15 protein-coding genes and 1 tRNA gene are annotated in these 15,686 nt (G+C 60.8%); 14 read left to right on the forward strand and 2 right to left on the reverse strand.

From position 1 onward, the window contains the following. Positions 1-6 precede the first annotated feature (6 nt). The 3 genes from EB812_RS05165 to EB812_RS05175 all read left to right on the forward strand — a co-directional run bounded on the left by EB812_RS05165 (position 7) and on the right by EB812_RS05175 (position 5,232). A complete protein-coding gene (locus EB812_RS05165) occupies positions 7-3,210 on the forward strand; it encodes an efflux RND transporter permease subunit (protein ID WP_118230217.1) in 3,204 nt (1,067 codons plus the stop codon). Further along, positions 3,207-4,769: an efflux transporter outer membrane subunit gene (locus EB812_RS05170; RefSeq protein ID WP_118230216.1), complete on the forward strand. Its 1,563-nt coding sequence runs from the start codon at positions 3,207-3,209 to the stop codon at positions 4,767-4,769. The genes EB812_RS05165 and EB812_RS05170 overlap by 4 nt, the downstream gene beginning before the upstream one ends. 387 nt (positions 4,770-5,156) lie before the next feature. Then, positions 5,157-5,232: transfer RNA gene (locus EB812_RS05175), tRNA-Ala, on the forward strand. Between the two features lie 232 nt (positions 5,233-5,464). Here the strand turns inward: EB812_RS05175 and EB812_RS05180 are convergent. Then, entirely contained in the window at positions 5,465-5,938 is a 474-nt protein-coding gene (locus tag EB812_RS05180) for an ATPase (protein ID WP_118230215.1), read from the reverse strand. Beyond that, a complete protein-coding gene (locus tag EB812_RS05185; protein ID WP_118230214.1) occupies positions 5,938-6,126 on the reverse strand; it encodes a hypothetical protein in 189 nt (62 codons plus the stop codon). The genes EB812_RS05180 and EB812_RS05185 overlap by 1 nt, the downstream gene beginning before the upstream one ends. 853 nt (positions 6,127-6,979) lie before the next feature. On the opposite strand from EB812_RS05185, the gene EB812_RS05190 reads away from it, so the two are divergent. From EB812_RS05190 to EB812_RS05240, 11 genes are all read left to right on the forward strand, one after another. Next, the gene (locus tag EB812_RS05190) at positions 6,980-7,390 is read left to right on the forward strand and encodes an NADH-quinone oxidoreductase subunit A (protein ID WP_118230213.1); all 411 of its coding nucleotides are present in this window, start codon (positions 6,980-6,982) and stop codon (positions 7,388-7,390) included. Next, the gene (locus tag EB812_RS05195) at positions 7,360-7,965 is read left to right on the forward strand and encodes an NADH-quinone oxidoreductase subunit B (RefSeq protein ID WP_242621207.1); all 606 of its coding nucleotides are present in this window, start codon (positions 7,360-7,362) and stop codon (positions 7,963-7,965) included. Before EB812_RS05190 ends, EB812_RS05195 begins: the two co-directional genes overlap by 31 nt. Before the next feature lie 10 nt (positions 7,966-7,975). After that, positions 7,976-8,578, forward strand: coding sequence for an NADH-quinone oxidoreductase subunit C (locus tag EB812_RS05200; RefSeq protein WP_118230230.1), 603 nt, complete (start codon positions 7,976-7,978; stop codon positions 8,576-8,578). Next, positions 8,575-9,693 (forward strand): NADH-quinone oxidoreductase subunit D, encoded by a 1,119-nt coding sequence (locus EB812_RS05205; RefSeq protein ID WP_118230211.1) that lies wholly within the window; start codon positions 8,575-8,577, stop codon positions 9,691-9,693. Before EB812_RS05200 ends, EB812_RS05205 begins: the two co-directional genes overlap by 4 nt. Before the next feature lie 12 nt (positions 9,694-9,705). After that, on the forward strand, positions 9,706-10,698 hold the full coding sequence (gene nuoH, locus EB812_RS05210; RefSeq protein ID WP_118230210.1) for an NADH-quinone oxidoreductase subunit NuoH: 993 nt from the start codon (positions 9,706-9,708) through the stop codon (positions 10,696-10,698). 1 nt (position 10,699) lies between these two features. Beyond that, a complete protein-coding gene (locus tag EB812_RS05215) occupies positions 10,700-11,140 on the forward strand; it encodes a NuoI/complex I 23 kDa subunit family protein (protein WP_118230209.1) in 441 nt (146 codons plus the stop codon). Next, positions 11,140-11,664 (forward strand): NADH-quinone oxidoreductase subunit J family protein, encoded by a 525-nt coding sequence (locus tag EB812_RS05220; RefSeq protein ID WP_118230208.1) that lies wholly within the window; start codon positions 11,140-11,142, stop codon positions 11,662-11,664. The genes EB812_RS05215 and EB812_RS05220 overlap by 1 nt, the downstream gene beginning before the upstream one ends. Further along, positions 11,661-11,984, forward strand: a complete 324-nt coding sequence (gene nuoK, locus EB812_RS05225; RefSeq protein WP_118230207.1) for an NADH-quinone oxidoreductase subunit NuoK — start codon at positions 11,661-11,663, stop codon at positions 11,982-11,984. Before EB812_RS05220 ends, nuoK begins: the two co-directional genes overlap by 4 nt. Before the next feature lie 149 nt (positions 11,985-12,133). Then, entirely contained in the window at positions 12,134-13,630 is a 1,497-nt protein-coding gene (locus tag EB812_RS05230) for a monovalent cation/H+ antiporter subunit D family protein (protein WP_118230206.1), read from the forward strand. After that, the gene (locus tag EB812_RS05235; protein ID WP_118230205.1) at positions 13,627-13,878 is read left to right on the forward strand and encodes a hypothetical protein; all 252 of its coding nucleotides are present in this window, start codon (positions 13,627-13,629) and stop codon (positions 13,876-13,878) included. Before EB812_RS05230 ends, EB812_RS05235 begins: the two co-directional genes overlap by 4 nt. Next, complete coding sequence (locus EB812_RS05240) at positions 13,871-15,661, forward strand: Na(+)/H(+) antiporter subunit D (RefSeq protein ID WP_118230204.1); 1,791 nt, start codon at positions 13,871-13,873, stop codon at positions 15,659-15,661. The genes EB812_RS05235 and EB812_RS05240 overlap by 8 nt, the downstream gene beginning before the upstream one ends. The last annotated feature ends 25 nt before the right edge of the window (positions 15,662-15,686 follow it).

Raw genomic sequence — 15,686 nt, forward strand, 5'->3', positions numbered from 1 at the left:
TAGTTTATGGCTGTTTCCACCAAGCCCAATTTCTTTTTGCGCAGGCCGGTTCTTTCATCAGTCATCTCCATTGTCATTACTTTGGTGGGCGCGCTGGCCATGAAGGCCCTGCCCATTGCCCAATACCCCGATCTGGTGCCGCCCACGGTCAATGTGTCGGCCGCGTATCCGGGCGCTTCTGCGGAAACCATCGCCTCTACGGTGCTGGCCCCGCTGGAAGTGAGCATCAACGGCGTGGAAAACATGCTCTACATGACTTCCACCGCCGGCTCCGGCTCCGGCTCCGGCAGCATCAACGTCTACTTTGCCCTGGGCTCCAACCCGGACATGGCCCTGGTTAACGTCAACAACAAGGTTAACTTGGCCCAGACCACCCTGCCCGAAGACGTGCGCCGCCAGGGTGTGAGCGTGGTCAAACGTTCGCCGGCCATGCTCCAGGCCTTTGCCTTCTTTTCGCCAGACGGCCGCTATGACCAGATTTACATCCACAACTGGATGCAGATCAACGTGGTGGACGAGCTCAAGCGCGTGGAAGGCGTGGGCGACTGTTCCGTCTTCGGCTCCATGGACTACGCCATGCGCGTCTGGCTCCAGCCGGACAAGCTGGCCAAGTACGGGGTTTCCGTCAACCAGGTGAAGGCCGCCATCCAGGAGCAGAACTCCCAGTACGCTCCCGGACGCCTGGGCGATATGCCTACCAGCGCCGACACCCAGCTGGCCTGGCAGATAGACACCCAGGGGCGTCTGGTGACGCCTGAAGAATTCGGCGAAATCATTATCCGTTCCGGGCCGGACAGCGCCATGCTGCGTCTTAGGGACGTGGCCCACATTGAAATGGGCGGCAAGGACTACAGCGTCAGTTCCACCTACAACGGTATGGTGGCCCGCATGGGCGCAGTTTACCTGCTGCCCGGGGCCAACGCCATCGCCACCGGCGACCGCGTTAAGGCCAAGCTGGCCGAAATCGGCCAACGCCTGCCGGACGGCATGGAATACAAAATCGTGGTGGACACCAACGACTTTGTGCTGGAGTCCATCCACGAGGTGCTTTCCACTCTGGTGGAAGCCATGATCCTGGTCATCATCGTGGTCTATGTCTTTTTGCAGAACTGGCGGGCCACGCTCATCCCCTGCATCGCCGTGCCCGTGTCCATCATCGGTACTTTTGCGGGCCTCTACGCCTTCGGCTACACTATTAATACACTTACGCTTTTCGCTATGGTGCTGGCCATCGGCATTGTGGTGGACGATGCCATCGTGGTGCTGGAAAACGTGGAACGCATCATGAGTACGGAGCATTTGCCGCCCAAGGAGGCCACGGCCAAAGCCATGAACGAGGTTACCGCCCCGGTGGTGGCCATTGTGCTGGTGCTCTGCGCCGTGTTTATCCCGGTTTCCTTTATGGGCGGTCTGGCCGGGCAGATGTACAAGCAGTTCGCCATCACCATTTCCGTTTCGGTGGTGCTCTCCGGCGTGGTGGCCCTGACCCTCACCCCGGCCCTCTGCGCCCTGCTGCTCAAGCCCCACGATCACGACTACAAACCCTTGCGGGGTTTTGTCTGGTTCAACTACGCCTTTGGCCGGGTGACCCGCCGCTACGTCAATATTGTTCGCTTTATCAAAAAATCCACGGTGCGCGCCCTTGTGCTTTGCGCCATCATGGTGGCCTTTACGGCCTGGCTTTTCCGCGTGGTGCCCGGCGGCCTCGTGCCCAACGAAGACCAGGGTTACATGCTGGGCATGTACATTCTGGACGACGGCGCGTCCCAGCCCCGTACCGCCAAGGTGGGCGAGGTGATCACCGGCTTTCTGACCAAACAGCCTGCCGTGGAGGCCATTACCACCATCAACGGCCTGGACATCACCTCCATTTCCGTCAAGAGCAACTACGGCACCTTTTTTGCCAAGCTCAAACCCTGGGAAGAACGCACTGCGCCGGGCATGTCCGCCGACGACGTCACGAGCAAGGTCATGGCTGTTACCATGATGCAGCCCGAAGCCGTGGTGTTGGGCTTTACCCCGCCGCCCATCAGCGGCATGAGCACCACCGGCGGCTTTGAAGGCTATGTGCAGATGCGCGGCACCGGCAGCCTCAAGGACATGGAGGCCATGGCCAACAAACTTGTGGCCGAGGCCTCTGCCAAAAAGCCCGACGGCACGCCCAAATACCCGGCTATCGGCATGGTGCGCAACCTCTTTTCCACCGGTTCCCCTCAGCTCTACGCCAACCTGGACCGCGACCGCTGCAAGGACATGGGCATCAGCATTGCCGACGTGTTCACGGCCATGGGCGGCACCTTTGGCGGGGCCTACGTCAACGACTTCAACTACCTGGGCCGCACCTTCCAGGTGCGTCTGCAATCCGAACACAACTATCGCGACTTGCCGGAAGACCTGAACGACGTCTACGTGCCCAACAACAAAGGCGAAATGGTGCCTCTCACCGCGGTTATGACCCTTGAGCGCCGCACGGCCCCTCAGGTGGTGGAGCGCTATAACGTTTTCCCCGCCGCCCACGTCATGGGTTCTCCCGCGCCGGGCTATTCTTCCGGTCAGGCCATCGCGGCCATGGAAGAAGCCGCGGCCGCTGTGCTGGACACCGACTATCAGCTGGGCTGGGTGGGCTCGGCCCTGCAGGAAAAGCTGGCCAGCGCCGATACCACCACCATCTTTGTGCTGGCCCTGGTCATGGTTTTCCTGATTCTGGCCGCCCAGTACGAATCCTGGTCCCTGCCCCTGGCCGTGCTCACGGCCGTGCCCTTCGGCGTGTTTGGCGCGCTGCTGGCCACCTGGGCGCGGGGCCTTTCCAACGACGTCTACTTTCAGGTGGCCCTGGTCACCCTCATCGGGTTGGCCGCCAAAAACGCCATCCTCATCGTGGAGTTCGCCGTAGAGGCCTGGCGCGCCGGCCGCAGCCTGGACGCCGCAGCCTTGCACGCCTCCAAGCTGCGCTTCCGGCCTATCATCATGACCTCCCTGGCCTTCATTCTGGGGTGCGTGCCTTTGGCCATCAGTTCCGGCGCGGGGGCCAACAGCCGCCACTCCATCGGCACGGCGGTCATCGGCGGCATGCTGGTGGCCACCTGCATCGCCACGCTTTTCATCCCCTTCTTCTTCAAGCTGATCATGCAGATCTCGCTGAAAATCCAGGGCAAGACCGATCCCCACGAAGGCCGTAACTCCGTGGGGGACGAACAGGAGGAAATATGAGCGTTCTCCGCTCCGTCCGCGCCACGCCTCTGCTGTGGATGCTGGCCTGCCTTGCGCTGCTGTCGGGCTGTTCTCTGGCGCCTCACTATGATCGGCCCGATCAGGAGCTTCCCGCCCAGTGGCGCAGTGTGGACCTGGGCGCGACGCCGCTGCACACGGACTGGTGGAACCGGTTCAACGATCCCGTGCTCAGCGCACTGGTGGAGGAGGCCCTCAAGAATAATCAGGATCTGGCCCAATCCCTGGCCAACATAGACTCCGCCGCCGCCCAGGTAGGGGTGGCCACCGCCGGGCTTCTGCCCCAGGTTTCGGGCTCGGGCGAGGCGCTGTCTTCCAGCGCTTCGGAAAAAGCGCCCAATACCGGCTCCTACGAAGACAAGGGCCTTACCCGTTCATCCACCACGTATCAGGGCTCGCTCAGCGCCGCCTGGGAACTGGACTTCTGGGGCAAGCTGCGCAACCGGCGCACCATGTTGGGCGACGTGCTCATGAATACGGTTATCGGGCACGAAGCCAAACGCCTGGCCGTGGCCGGAGAAACCGCACAGGCCTATTTCTCTCTGCTGGCTCTGGACATGCAACTGGATACGGCCCGGCGCACCCTCAAAACGCGTGAAGATGCCTTCAGCATCTACTCCAGCCGTTACAAGCAGGGCGACATTACCGAGCTGGACTGGCAGCGCGCCCGCGCCGAAGTGGAAACCGCCCGCGCCCAGGTGCACACCAGCACCGTGGCTGTGGACAAGGCCGAAGCCGCCCTGGCCGTGCTGCTGGGCCGCTCGCCCCGCGACATCATGGAGCGCGCCATGGTCCGTGGTCAGGCCATCAGCATGCTGCCTGCGCCGCCTGCCTTGCCGGCCGGTCTGCCTTCGGACCTGCTGGAACGCCGCCCGGACATCCGCGCCGCCGAGTTTCTGATTATGGCTAATAACGCCAATATCGGCGTGGCCCGCGCTCAGTTTTTCCCCTCCATTTCCCTTACGGGCATGCTGGGCACGGTCAGCTCCTCCGTGGGCAGCCTGTTCAGCGGGCCGGCCGGCGTGTGGAGTTACGGGGTTTCGGGCAATGTGCCCCTGCTGGACTTCGGTAACAACTGGTACAACCTTAAGGACGCGGAAGCCAAAAAGCGCGCCGCCATTGCCGAATACCGCAAGGCTGTGCAAAACGCCTTTGCCGACATTCGCACGTCCCTCACGGCCCAGCGCGAGGCCGACGCCATTGTGCGCAGCATGCAGATCCAGGTGGAAAGCCTGCGCCGCTCCACCCAGATCGCCCGGCTGCAGTACGACAACGGCTATACGGACTACCTGACCGTGCTGGACGCCGAACGCCAGCTCTTTGCCGCCGAACTGCAACTGGCCGGCGCCCTGCGCGACCGTCTGGACAGCGTGGTGGGCGTGTGCATGGCCCTGGGCGGCGGCTGGCAGGACAGCGGCGCACGGCCCGGCTTGCTGACCACAGACGCGCAGGAACTGGCCCGGCGGCAGCAGGCCCACCAGACAGCCACGCCGGCAGCAACCCCGGCAGCAACCCCGACCGCCCCGGCCAGGGCGGAGTAGGGCGAACTGGACGAAATTGGCGAAAGCCAGGTTTATTACGGGGGAAGGGGGAACTTTTGTTCACAAAAGCGCTCCTTCCCCCGTGCCTCCCCTTCCTTCAAAAAACTTTTTCTGGGGCGCGGCGGGTTCGGCCTGCGCGCCTCTGACCAGAGTCGTGTTTGTTGCTGCGCTGACAAGCACGGCCATTGTTTTTCCAGCCGTCCTCTTTTGGTCCATTTTCGGCTTTGGCTCGCAGGATGCGGTACGGAAGTTTTGCGCGGGCGGGCGCTTGGCAGAGGCGGGCGCTTGCCGCCACCAGGCGTGGCTATACCTGCCCTGCGGGCATAGCCGCTTGACAAAATAGGGCGTTTTGCCTATTGCTGTTGTCCTGCGCAGTTGGCGCTGTGTGGGGAAGTAGCTCAGCTGGGAGAGCATCGCCTTCGCAAGGCGGGGGTCGAGGGTTCAAATCCCTTCTTCTCCACCATTTTTCAAGGGGTTACGGTGAAAACCGTGACCCCTTAATTTTTTGTACACATTATCCTGTATACAGGCTCTACACCAAAGACGGGGGCAAGCGCCTTCAACGGACCGCTGTGCCCCCGTCTTTGAGGTAGAGCCGGCAAGCGCCTTCAACGGACCGCTGTGCCCCTGTCTTTGAGGTAGAGCCCCCTTTTTAAGGGAACCGGGCGCTTCAAAATATGTTGTTATCAGACTGGCTAGGATAGCCTTTTGTAATTACAGAAGGAGTTATCCAGAATAGTCACTTTGTCCGCCAGCGCAATAGCTTTTGGCAAATTTTCAAGGCTGCGGCTAAAACGGCGGATAACATCCCGAGGCGGAACTCTATGTCCCCCCCGTGACGCGCGAGCCGCAACTCGTTTCAGCGCAAGCATTTCTGACGCAAGGCATATGTATACAAGCTCAATTTTATAGCCTCGCTGTTTTGCCTTTGCCATCAGCGTGAAGTCAAACCTGGCGGTAAGGGTAGACTCTCGCGCAAATGAAACTCCCTCTTCCAGAAAAAGGTGAGCCATACGAGCAGCAGCCTTACCAGCGGCTATGGGAGACAAGCCTTCTGCAGCAAGTTTATCAGGGTCAATAACCAGCAGATTTTCCCGCATAGCAATCGCCCTTGAAAAAGTGCTCTTGCCTGCCCCATTTGGGCCGCAGATGCACAAGAGCGTGGGCATTACCTGACCTGTTGTTGGGCTTCGTTGAGTGACATCGTTTCCGTGTGACCATCGGGATAGCGAAGGGTATACTGCCCATTTTCATCCAGGTAGTTCAGCGGAACCCCCTTTTTTTTCAGTTCAAGCTCAAGGATTACGCGCTGATTCTCTATGGCAGTTTCGACCAGTTCTTCAAGGGTAAGCGACATAATGCCTCCGTCCCCACAGATTACGGGTAAGCCTGTTGCCGGTCAACGGCCTGTGCCTGTGTGGCAAACAAGGGATGAAGCGCAGGCTGCCGACCTATGCAAGCGCCACAAAGGCAAAACCTATCATCTGAGGGAGGTGATGCCGAGCAAATCCTGCTGGCTATTCTGGCCCAAGTTTTGGGAGGGGCACCCGGCCACCCCTGGGACGATCCTGCAAGCCGTTTTTTGCAATCTGTGCAGCAGGCCCCCAAGGACAAAGCCTATTCCGAAGTGCAGGCGTGAAATTTTTGCGGCCTAGGTGGGGGCACAGGGGAGCCTCTGTTGTTGGCTACACCAAAGACGGGGGCAAGCGCCTTCAACGGACCGCTGTGCCCCTCCCTTTGAGGTAGCCCCCCCCTTGATGTAGCTCCTGTTTTTCTCGGATAAAGCCGTAAGACCCGCCCTGTTTTGAACATCAGGGCGGGTCTTGTGCGCTTGTGACGGGATATTTTTGCACTCCGGCGCGGCTTGCGGTCTTGCCGGAATTTGGTCTGCTGCCGCCCTTTGGCGCCGGTCAGGCTCGGTCCTCGCGGGGGCTGCTTTTTTTTGCTAATGCACGAACATTCCATGTATTATTACCGTGAAAACAGGTGCAGTGTCTGTGAATGTCCTATTGGGATAGTCAATTATAATTTTCTTTAGGAATTTGTTGTGAATTTTTGCACTGAGTAAATATTTTTTTGAAAGAGTCGTTGACACAACTATATAATTTTTGTATTCCACAAAACAATATAAAAAGGGAATAGACTGGTTGCGCAGTCAATATCTCCTTTGAAAATATTTTTGTTGTCTTTTACACAGAGTGAGATGCTCTATGGCCGCCAATGATGTTATGGACCTTGTCTACATTATGGTTTTTTGCCTGGGGGGCATCAGCTTTGCGCTGGGGCCATTTGTACTGGTCTTTTTTCTTGCGCCGCGTCTGACGCGCAACACTGTCGGCAAAACCCGGCAGATAGTTGAATGCGGCATAGACCCCATCGGCGACGCCTGGATAAAGTTCGGCGCTGTGTACTATATGTATGCCTTGCTTTTCCTGGCTTTTGCCGTGGATATTCTGTTTCTCTTTCCCGTGGCCATTATCTATGCCAAAACTACAATAGTCAGCGACTTGCGGGCATTTGTGGAAGTCTTCCTCTTTGTGGGCATTTTGTCCCTGGTTATCGTGTACGCGTGGAAAAAGGGAGTGTTCCAGTGGCAGAGGAAAATGTTTTCGGATCGGTAGTCCAGTTTTCGAGTCTGGACCGGCTGCTGGATTTGTGCCGGGCCAATTCGCTCTGGCCCATGACCTTTGGTCTGGCCTGCTGTGCCATTGAGATGATGGCCGCCGGCGCGTCACGCTTTGATCTGGCCCGCTTCGGGGCGGAGGTCTTTCGGCCGTCGCCGCGCCAGAGCGACGTGATGATCGTTTCCGGCACGGTCAACAAAAAAATGGCCCCGGCCGTGCAGACCCTGTACGACCAAATGCCCGAACCCAAGTGGGTCATTGCCATGGGCAACTGCGCCATTTCCGGCGGGCCCTTTGTCTACGAGGGGCAGTACGGCATTGTGGAAGGGGTGGACAAGCTCTTCCCCGTGGATGTCTACATTCCCGGCTGTCCGCCGCGGCCCGAAGCTCTTATTGAGGGCATCCTCAAGCTGGAAGAAAAACTCACGGGCAAGCGGCGCTGGCCCGTAGTGACGCCGCCCCCCCTGCCCGGACCCGCCGCCGCGCGGGAGGCGTCGGCCCAGGCCGCGCCCCAGAGCGACAACGACACGGACGCGCCCCTTGCCATGGAGGTGAACGGTCATGTTGCCTGAGGCCCCCCGCATGAGCGCAACCCCCGCGCACGCGGATCCGGCAGCCCTGCGCGCGCGTCTTGCAGCCTTGCCGGGCGTGAGCGTGCGGGACACGGATCACGCCGCCCTGGGCTATGACCTGGAGGTGCGCGTGCCTGCAACGGCCGTTCCGGAGGCTGTGGGCCTGCTGGATGCGGCAGGGTATTTTCTTGAGGGCATGACCGGCGTGGACTGGCTGGGCGAGCGGGAAACCCTGCTCAAGGAGGCCAAGGCCAAAGCGGCTGCCGCCGCCAAAGCCGCGGCAGACGCGGAAGCTGCGGCGGACGGCGCAGCAACGGCCCCTGCGGCAGCCCCGCAAGAGGCGGCCCCCGGCATTCCCGAAGAGGACGAGCTGGAAGTGGTTTACGACTGCAACCGCTATGCGGCCCGGCACCGGGTGTCCGTGCGGGTGCGCGTGCCGCGTTCCGCCCCGCAGTTGCCGAGCATTGCGCAGATCTACCCCATAGCGCATTGGCACGAGCGCGAAATTCATGAATTTTTCGGCATTGTGTTTACGGGGCATCCCTATCTTGTGCCCCTGTTGTTGCCTGAGGACGCGGATTATCACCCCCTGCTCAAGGATTATGGCGCATGAACTTCCTGGCCCAAAGTCCCACCGACGAGCGTTTCGTCCTGAACCTGGGGCCGCAGCATCCCGCCACGCACGGCGTGCTGCGCGTCAAGGTCGTCATGGACGGGGAGTATATTGTGGAGGCCGAGCCCGTGCTGGGCTACATCCACCGTATGCACGAAAAGATGGCTGAAAACCGCACCTGGGCGCAGTTCATGGCCAATACGGGCCGTATGGACTACCTGCACGCCCTGGCCTACAATTTCGGTTACGCCTGTGTGGTGGAGCGCGCCGCTGGCATTGAAGCGCCGGAGCGCGCCCAGTACATCCGGGTCATCACCACGGAGCTCAACCGCGTTTCCAGCCATTTGCTCTGGCTGGGGGCCTTTGTGTTGGACCTTGGCGGCTTCTCCCCCCTGCTGTATGCCTTTGACGACCGCGAACAGATTCTGGACCTGCTGGAGTCCGTGACCGGATCCCGCCTGACGTACTGCTATTTCCGCTTCGGCGGGGTCTACAACGACGTGGACGAAAATTTTGTGGCCGGGACGCGGGCCTTCATTAAAAGGATGCGTTCCCGTCTGCCCATGTACCACAACCTGGTTACCAAGAATCTTATTTTCCGCCAGCGCCTGGAAGGTGTGGGCATTGTCTCTGCGGAAATGTGCCGCAAGTACGGGGCCACGGGACCGGTGGCGCGCGGCGCGGGCATTGCCTTTGACGTGCGCCGCCACGAGCCCTACAGCGTCTATGACCGCTTCCGCTTTGACGTGCCCGTATACCATGAGGCCGACTCCCTGGCGCGCTACAATGTGCGCATGGATGAGATGGAACAGAGCCTGCGTATCATTGAACAGGCTCTGGAGCAGCTGCCCGGCGGGCCGGTTATGGCGGCCAAGGTGCCCAAAAACATCAAGCCGCCCAAGGGCGATTACTACCACGCGGTGGAAACGGCGCGCGGCCTTCTGGGCATCCACGCCGTCAGCGACGGCACGGGTTCGCCCTGGCGGCTTAAGCTGCGCACGCCCTGTTTTTCCAACCTGCTGGTCTTCGGCGAGGCCTGTAAAGGCATGCTGCTGCCCGACGCTCTGGCGCTTCTGGGCAGCCTGGACCTGGTGATCCCCGACATCGACCGCTGAGGAAGGCACGTCATGAACTGGAACTCCGAACCCCTGCGCCTGTTGCTCTACCTTTTGGGCTTCCTCGCCTTTGTGGCCCTCAACGCGGCCTATCTGGTCTGGGTGGAGCGCAAGGTGGCCGGGCACATCCAGCGCCGCATCGGCCCCAAGGAAGTGGGGCCCTACGGTCTGTTGCAGCCCATTGCCGACGGCGTCAAGCTCATGGTCAAGCAGGTCTTTATCCCCAAGGATGCCGACGGCGTGCTGTTCTGCCTGGGGCCCGTATTGGTCATGACCCCGGCCTTTCTCAGCTTTGTGGCCCTGCCGTACGGGCCGGGGCTGGTGGCCCGCGACCTGAACCTGGGCTTGCTGGCCATCTACGCCTTCGCCTCGGTCAACGTCATGGGCCTTTTGCTGGGGGCCTGGGGCTCACGCAACAAGTTTGCGGTCATTTCCGCGGCGCGTGTGGTTTCTCAGAACGTAGCCTATGAAATTCCCATGCTGTTGGTGGTGGTCAGCCTGGTCATGGTCACGGGCACGCTCAATCTGGGCACGACGGTGGCCGAACAGTCCGGCGGCTTCTGGCACTGGAACGCTTTTCGCCTGGGGGCGAGCCCCCTCATGCCCGTGGCCTGCGTTATTTTCTTTATCTGTATGCTGGCTGAAACCAACCGCGCCCCCTTTGACATGGCCGAAGCTGAAAGTGAGCTGGTGGCCGGGGCTTTTACGGAATATTCGGGCATGGGCTTCGGCGTCTATTTCATGGGCGAGTACGCCAATGTGGTGGTGGGCTCCACCTTGCTCACCATTTTGTTTCTGGGCGGCTGGGATTGCCCCTTGGGTCTTTGGCCCGGTCCGCACTGGCTGCTTATCAAGCTCTACGCCGTCATCTTTACCGTGGTATGGATACGCTGGACCTTTCCGCGCACCACATTTTACGGCTTGCTGAACCTTTCGTGGAAGGTGCTTATCCCCGTGGCGCTCATTAACCTTCTGCTCACCAGCGCGCTGCTCAAGGTGTTTTAGCATGACCACATACTTCAAAAATATTTTTGCCGGCGGCTGGAGCCTGGTGGTGGGCATGGGCATCACCCTGCGCTATTTTTTCATGCCCGTGGTCACAAGCTGCTACCCGCGCGAAACGCCGCCCATCCCCCCGCGTTACCGGGGGCACATCGACCTGGTGTACGACCCGGAAACGGGCAAGGACCGTTGCATTGTCTGCGGTTCCTGCCAAAAGGCCTGTCCGTCCGGCTGCATTTCTTTGGAAGGGGAAAAGCTGGAGGGCGCCAAGAAAAAAACGCTTACCCGCTACGAACTGGATTTTACCCGCTGCAGCCTGTGCGGCATGTGTGTGGAAGCCTGCCCCACAGAGGCCCTGACCTTTTCACGCGAATACAACCTGGCCGGCTTTGACGCGAAGGACTACCATTTCGATCTCGTCCGGCGGCTCAAGGAGCGTCCGTGATGTTCAGCCCGCAGACCCTGGCGGCTCTGGCCGAAGGCATTTTCTGGTTCTTTGTGGTGGTGACCTTTACGGGCGGCGTGCTGGCCGTGGGGGCGCACTCGCTTATCCGCCGGGTGGCGGGGCTGGCCCTGTGCTTCACGGGGGTGGCGGGCCTTTACTACTATCTTTCCAGCCCCTTTGTGGCTTTTATGCAGATGCTCATCTATGTGGGCGCGCTTTGCGTCACCATCACCTTTGCCATCATGTTGGCGGAAACCACCGACGCCCGGCGCGCGCCCCGGCGGCGGGGCTTTACAGTGCTGCTGGGCGCGGCGGGCAGCGTTTTGGTGACGGTGGTTCTGGCGGGGCAGGCATTGTATGGCGTATGGCCGCAACCCCCCGCTGCACAGGCCCCCGGCACGGTGGAGCGCGTGGGCGAGGCTCTGTTGAGCACCTACTCCATGAGTTTTGAGCTTATTTCCGTGGTTCTGGTGGTGGCCATGGTAGGCGCGCTGGCCCTGGCGCGCCACGGGAGGGAGAAATGATCGCCAGCGCAAGCCAGTCGTTGGAAGCGTACCTGATTATCGGCGCGGGCCTGTTCGGTCTGGGCTTGTTTGGCATGGCCGTGCGGCGCACCTTTATCGGCATGCTTATCGCTTCGGAGCTGATCCTCTGCGGAGCTTCGGTGAATTTTATGGCTTTTGGGCGCTTTACGGCCCCGGACCCGGTGGCGGGGCAGGTGGCCACCCTGTTTGTCATGGCCATTGCGGCGGCAGAGGCGGTCATCGTCCTCTCCATTATTCTGGCCGTATACCGGCTCTACCGCTCCATTGAGACGGACGGGCCCTCGGATATGCACGGCTAGAGCAAGGTTATTTTGCCATTGCTCCAGAGGCCCCGGCAGGGGGCTGACGGCGCAGACCGTGGGCAGTTGAAAGCTGCGGTCGGGATTTTTTACAGCTCACACGGCGCGAGGGGGGCAGACCCCCGCGCGCAACCGCTCTGGGGGAGCACATGGAAATGGTTGCATCCGTCATACCCCTGGCCGCCGTATTCTCCGGCCTCGTGGGCGCCTGCCTGGTCGTGCTGACCGGGCGCTGGCCCAACGTGCGCGAGACGGTCTCCTTTGTCACGGCGGTGGTCATGTTTGCCCTGGTGGCCTCCATGATCCCCGACGTGGCCCCCGCGCCTGTGGGGCGCGGCCTCACCCTGCACCAGACGCTCTTTCCCATTCTTCCGGGGCTTTCGGTAAGTTTTCGGGCCGACGCCTTTTCTATGGTTTTTGCCCTGGTGGCTTCATTTTTGTGGATTATCACCGTGTTCTACTCGGCGGGCTACATGCGCGGCCTCAAGGAGCACGCCCAGACCCGCTTCAGCGTCTGTTTCGCGCTGACCCTGTTCGGAGCCATGGGCGTGGCCTTTGCGGACAACCTCTTTACCCTCTACCTGTTCTATGAGGTGGTCAGCATCTGCACCTACCCCCTGGTGGCCCACCACCAGGACGAAGAGGGGTATGAAGGCGCGCGCAAGTATATCGTCTACCTGACCACTACGGCCAAGGGTCTGGTGCTGCCCGCCATGATCGTCATCTACGTGCTCACGGGCAATCTGGACTTTGCCCACAACAGCCACGAGGGCATCTTCCACGGCGGGGTCAGCAATGCCCTGGCCACGGTGCTCTACGTCTGCTGCCTGCTGGGCTTTGCCAAAAATGGCATCATGCCGCTGCACCACTGGTTGCCGGGGGCCATGGTTGCGCCTACGCCGGTGTCGGCCCTGTTGCACGCTGTGGCCGTGGTGAAGGTGGGCGTGTTCTGCACCACGCGGGTCATGCTCTACGTCTTCGGCACAGACCTGATGAAAAGCCTCAACCTGGGCGTGCCCACGGCCTATTTTGTTTCCTTCACCATCCTTACGGCCTCGGTCATCGCGTTGACCAAGGACAACCTTAAGGCGCGGCTGGCCTATTCCACGGTGAGCCAGCTTTCCTACATCATTCTGGGCGTGGCCCTGCTTACCGTGGACGGCATTCAGGGCGGCATTGTGCACATTGCCAACCACGCCTTTTCCAAGATTACGCTCTTTTTCTGCGCCGGGGCTATCTATGTGGCCACGCACAAGAAGTGCATTTCGGAGATGAGCGGCCTGGGGCGCACCATGCCCTTTACCTTTGCGGCCTTTGCGGTGGCTTCTCTTTCCATGATCGGCGCGCCGCCCGTGGCGGGCTTTGTGACTAAGTGGAAGCTGCTGACCGGGGCCATGGAGATGCCCGCCCATGCCGTGGGCATCATGCTGGTGCTGCTGGCCAGCACCTTGCTGAACGTGGCTTACTTTGCCCCGGTGACCTACAAGGCCTTTTTCGGCAAGCGCCCGGCAGGAGAGGCGACGCAGGGCATCCGCGAGGCCCCGCTGGCCATGGTGGTGCCCATTCTTCTGGCCGCAATCGTGTCTGTGCTTCTGGGCGTCTATCCCGACGCCATCATGTCCTTCGTGAAGGCGGTGACAGGATGATAGTCAGAATCATCGAATTTTTCCGCGCCAGGCTCAAGGGCACTATCCGCGCCTGTCTGGTTTTGCTGGCCTTGGTGGTGCTGTGGGACGCCCTGTTTGTTCCCAAGGAGCATGTGCACACCTTTATGGAGCGCCTGCCAGGTTTCTGGGCTGTCTTCGGCTTTGTGGCCTGTGTTGTAATCATCATCGTTTCCAAGTGGTTTGGCCATTTGGGCATCATGACCCGCGAGGATTATTACGATGACTGAACCCTGGATCCATCCCTCTGCCGTGCTCCTGCTGGGGGCTGCGCTGTTGCCCTTTGTGCCCAGGGCGGCGCGCAAGGTCTTTCTGGTGCTGGTGCCCGTGCTGGCCTTTGCCGCCGTGCTGCTCATGCAGGGGCACAACGGCGTGTACGGCGTGGTGCCCTTCATGAAGTGGACGCTGACCTTCGGCCGGGTGGACGCCCTGAGCCTGGTTTTTGCCTACATCATGACGCTCATGTGCATCATCGGCACCGTTTATGGCCTGCATGTGGAGCAGCCGGCCCAGCACATGGCTGCCTGGATCTATGTGGCGGGCTCTCTGGGCGTCATCTTTTGCGGCGACTACCTGACGCTTTTTCTGTTCTGGGAGGTCATGGCTTTTTCATCCGTATTTCTGGTCTGGTTCCGGGGGCGCAAGGCCTCGCTGGGCGCGGGCTACCGCTACCTGCTGGTGCACACGGCGGGCGGCCTGCTGCTGCTGGCCGGGCTGGTGCTGCGCTACCGGGCTACGGGCGACCTGAGCTTTGGGCCCATAGGCGTGACCGACCCGCAGGCGTATACCTATCTGATTATGGCGGGCTTCATTCTCAACGCCGCCGTACCGCCCCTGCACGCCTGGCTGCCCGACGCTTACGGCGAAGCCACGGTGACGGGCGCGGTGTTCATGTGCGCCTTTACGACCAAGACGGCCGTGTACGTGCTGGCGCGCAGTTTTGCGGGCATGGAGGTGCTGGTGCCCCTGGGCGTGGGCATGGCTCTCTACGGCGTAGTCTACGCCGTGCTGGAAAACGACGCCCGCCGGCTGCTGGCCTACCACATCATCAGCCAGGTGGGCTACATGGTGGCAGCCGTGGGCATAGGCACGCCCCTGGCCATCAACGGGGCCTGCGCCCATGCCTTTGCCCACATCCTGTACAAGGGCCTGTTGTTTATGGGCTGCGGCTCGGTGCTGCAGATGACGGGCGTAAGCAAGTTTACCCAGTTGGGCGGGCTGTATAAAAAAATGCCCCGGACCTTTGTGTTCACGCTCATAGGGGGGCTTTCCATTTCGGCCTTCCCGCTGTTCAGCGGCTTTGTGAGCAAGGCCATGATCGTGTCCGCCGGTTTTGAGGCCCACAACTACTGGGCGGGCTTTCTGCTTACCCTGGCTTCGGCGGGAACCTTTTTGCACACAGGGCTGAAGGTGCCGTACTTCATCTGGTTCGGCAAGAACAACTGCTCTGAAGAAACCTGGAAGCGCGCCTGCGATCCGCCCAAGAACATGCAGGTGGCCATGGCCGCGGCGGCCTTTTTGTGCATCTTTATCGGCTGCTACACGCCGTATCTCTACAACATGCTGCCCTTCCCCGAAGCGGCGGCCGCCTATGATCCGTACACGGCGGCGCACATTTCAGAGACGCTGCAAATCCTGCTTTTTACGGCTCTGGGCTTCTTTTTGCTGCTCAAAAAGCTCACGCCCGAACCCACCATCAGCCTGGACCTGGACTGGTTTTACCGCATGGGCGGGCGGCTGTTCTACTGGTTTGCGCGCAAGCCCGTGCAGTCTGTGGATACGGCCGTGGGCCAGACCTGGAACCGGCAGGGCATAGTGCCGCTGATGCGCTCCGCGCGCTTCTGGTCCTGGTTTGACTGGCACGGCATAGATACGGTGGTGGACGGCGCGGCTCGGAGCGTGCGCGCTCTGGGCGGGGTGCTGCGCCTGGTGCAGAGCGGCAGGCTGCAAACCAATATTGTTTCCATGGTCGCGGTAATGGCTGTGGTGCTCACGCTGCTGGCGCTGGTCTGAACGGATCGGGAAGGAGATGGCCACC

It is taken from the genome of Desulfovibrio legallii (genome assembly GCF_004309735.1).
In the GTDB taxonomy this organism is placed as follows: domain Bacteria; phylum Desulfobacterota; class Desulfovibrionia; order Desulfovibrionales; family Desulfovibrionaceae; genus Desulfovibrio; species Desulfovibrio legallii.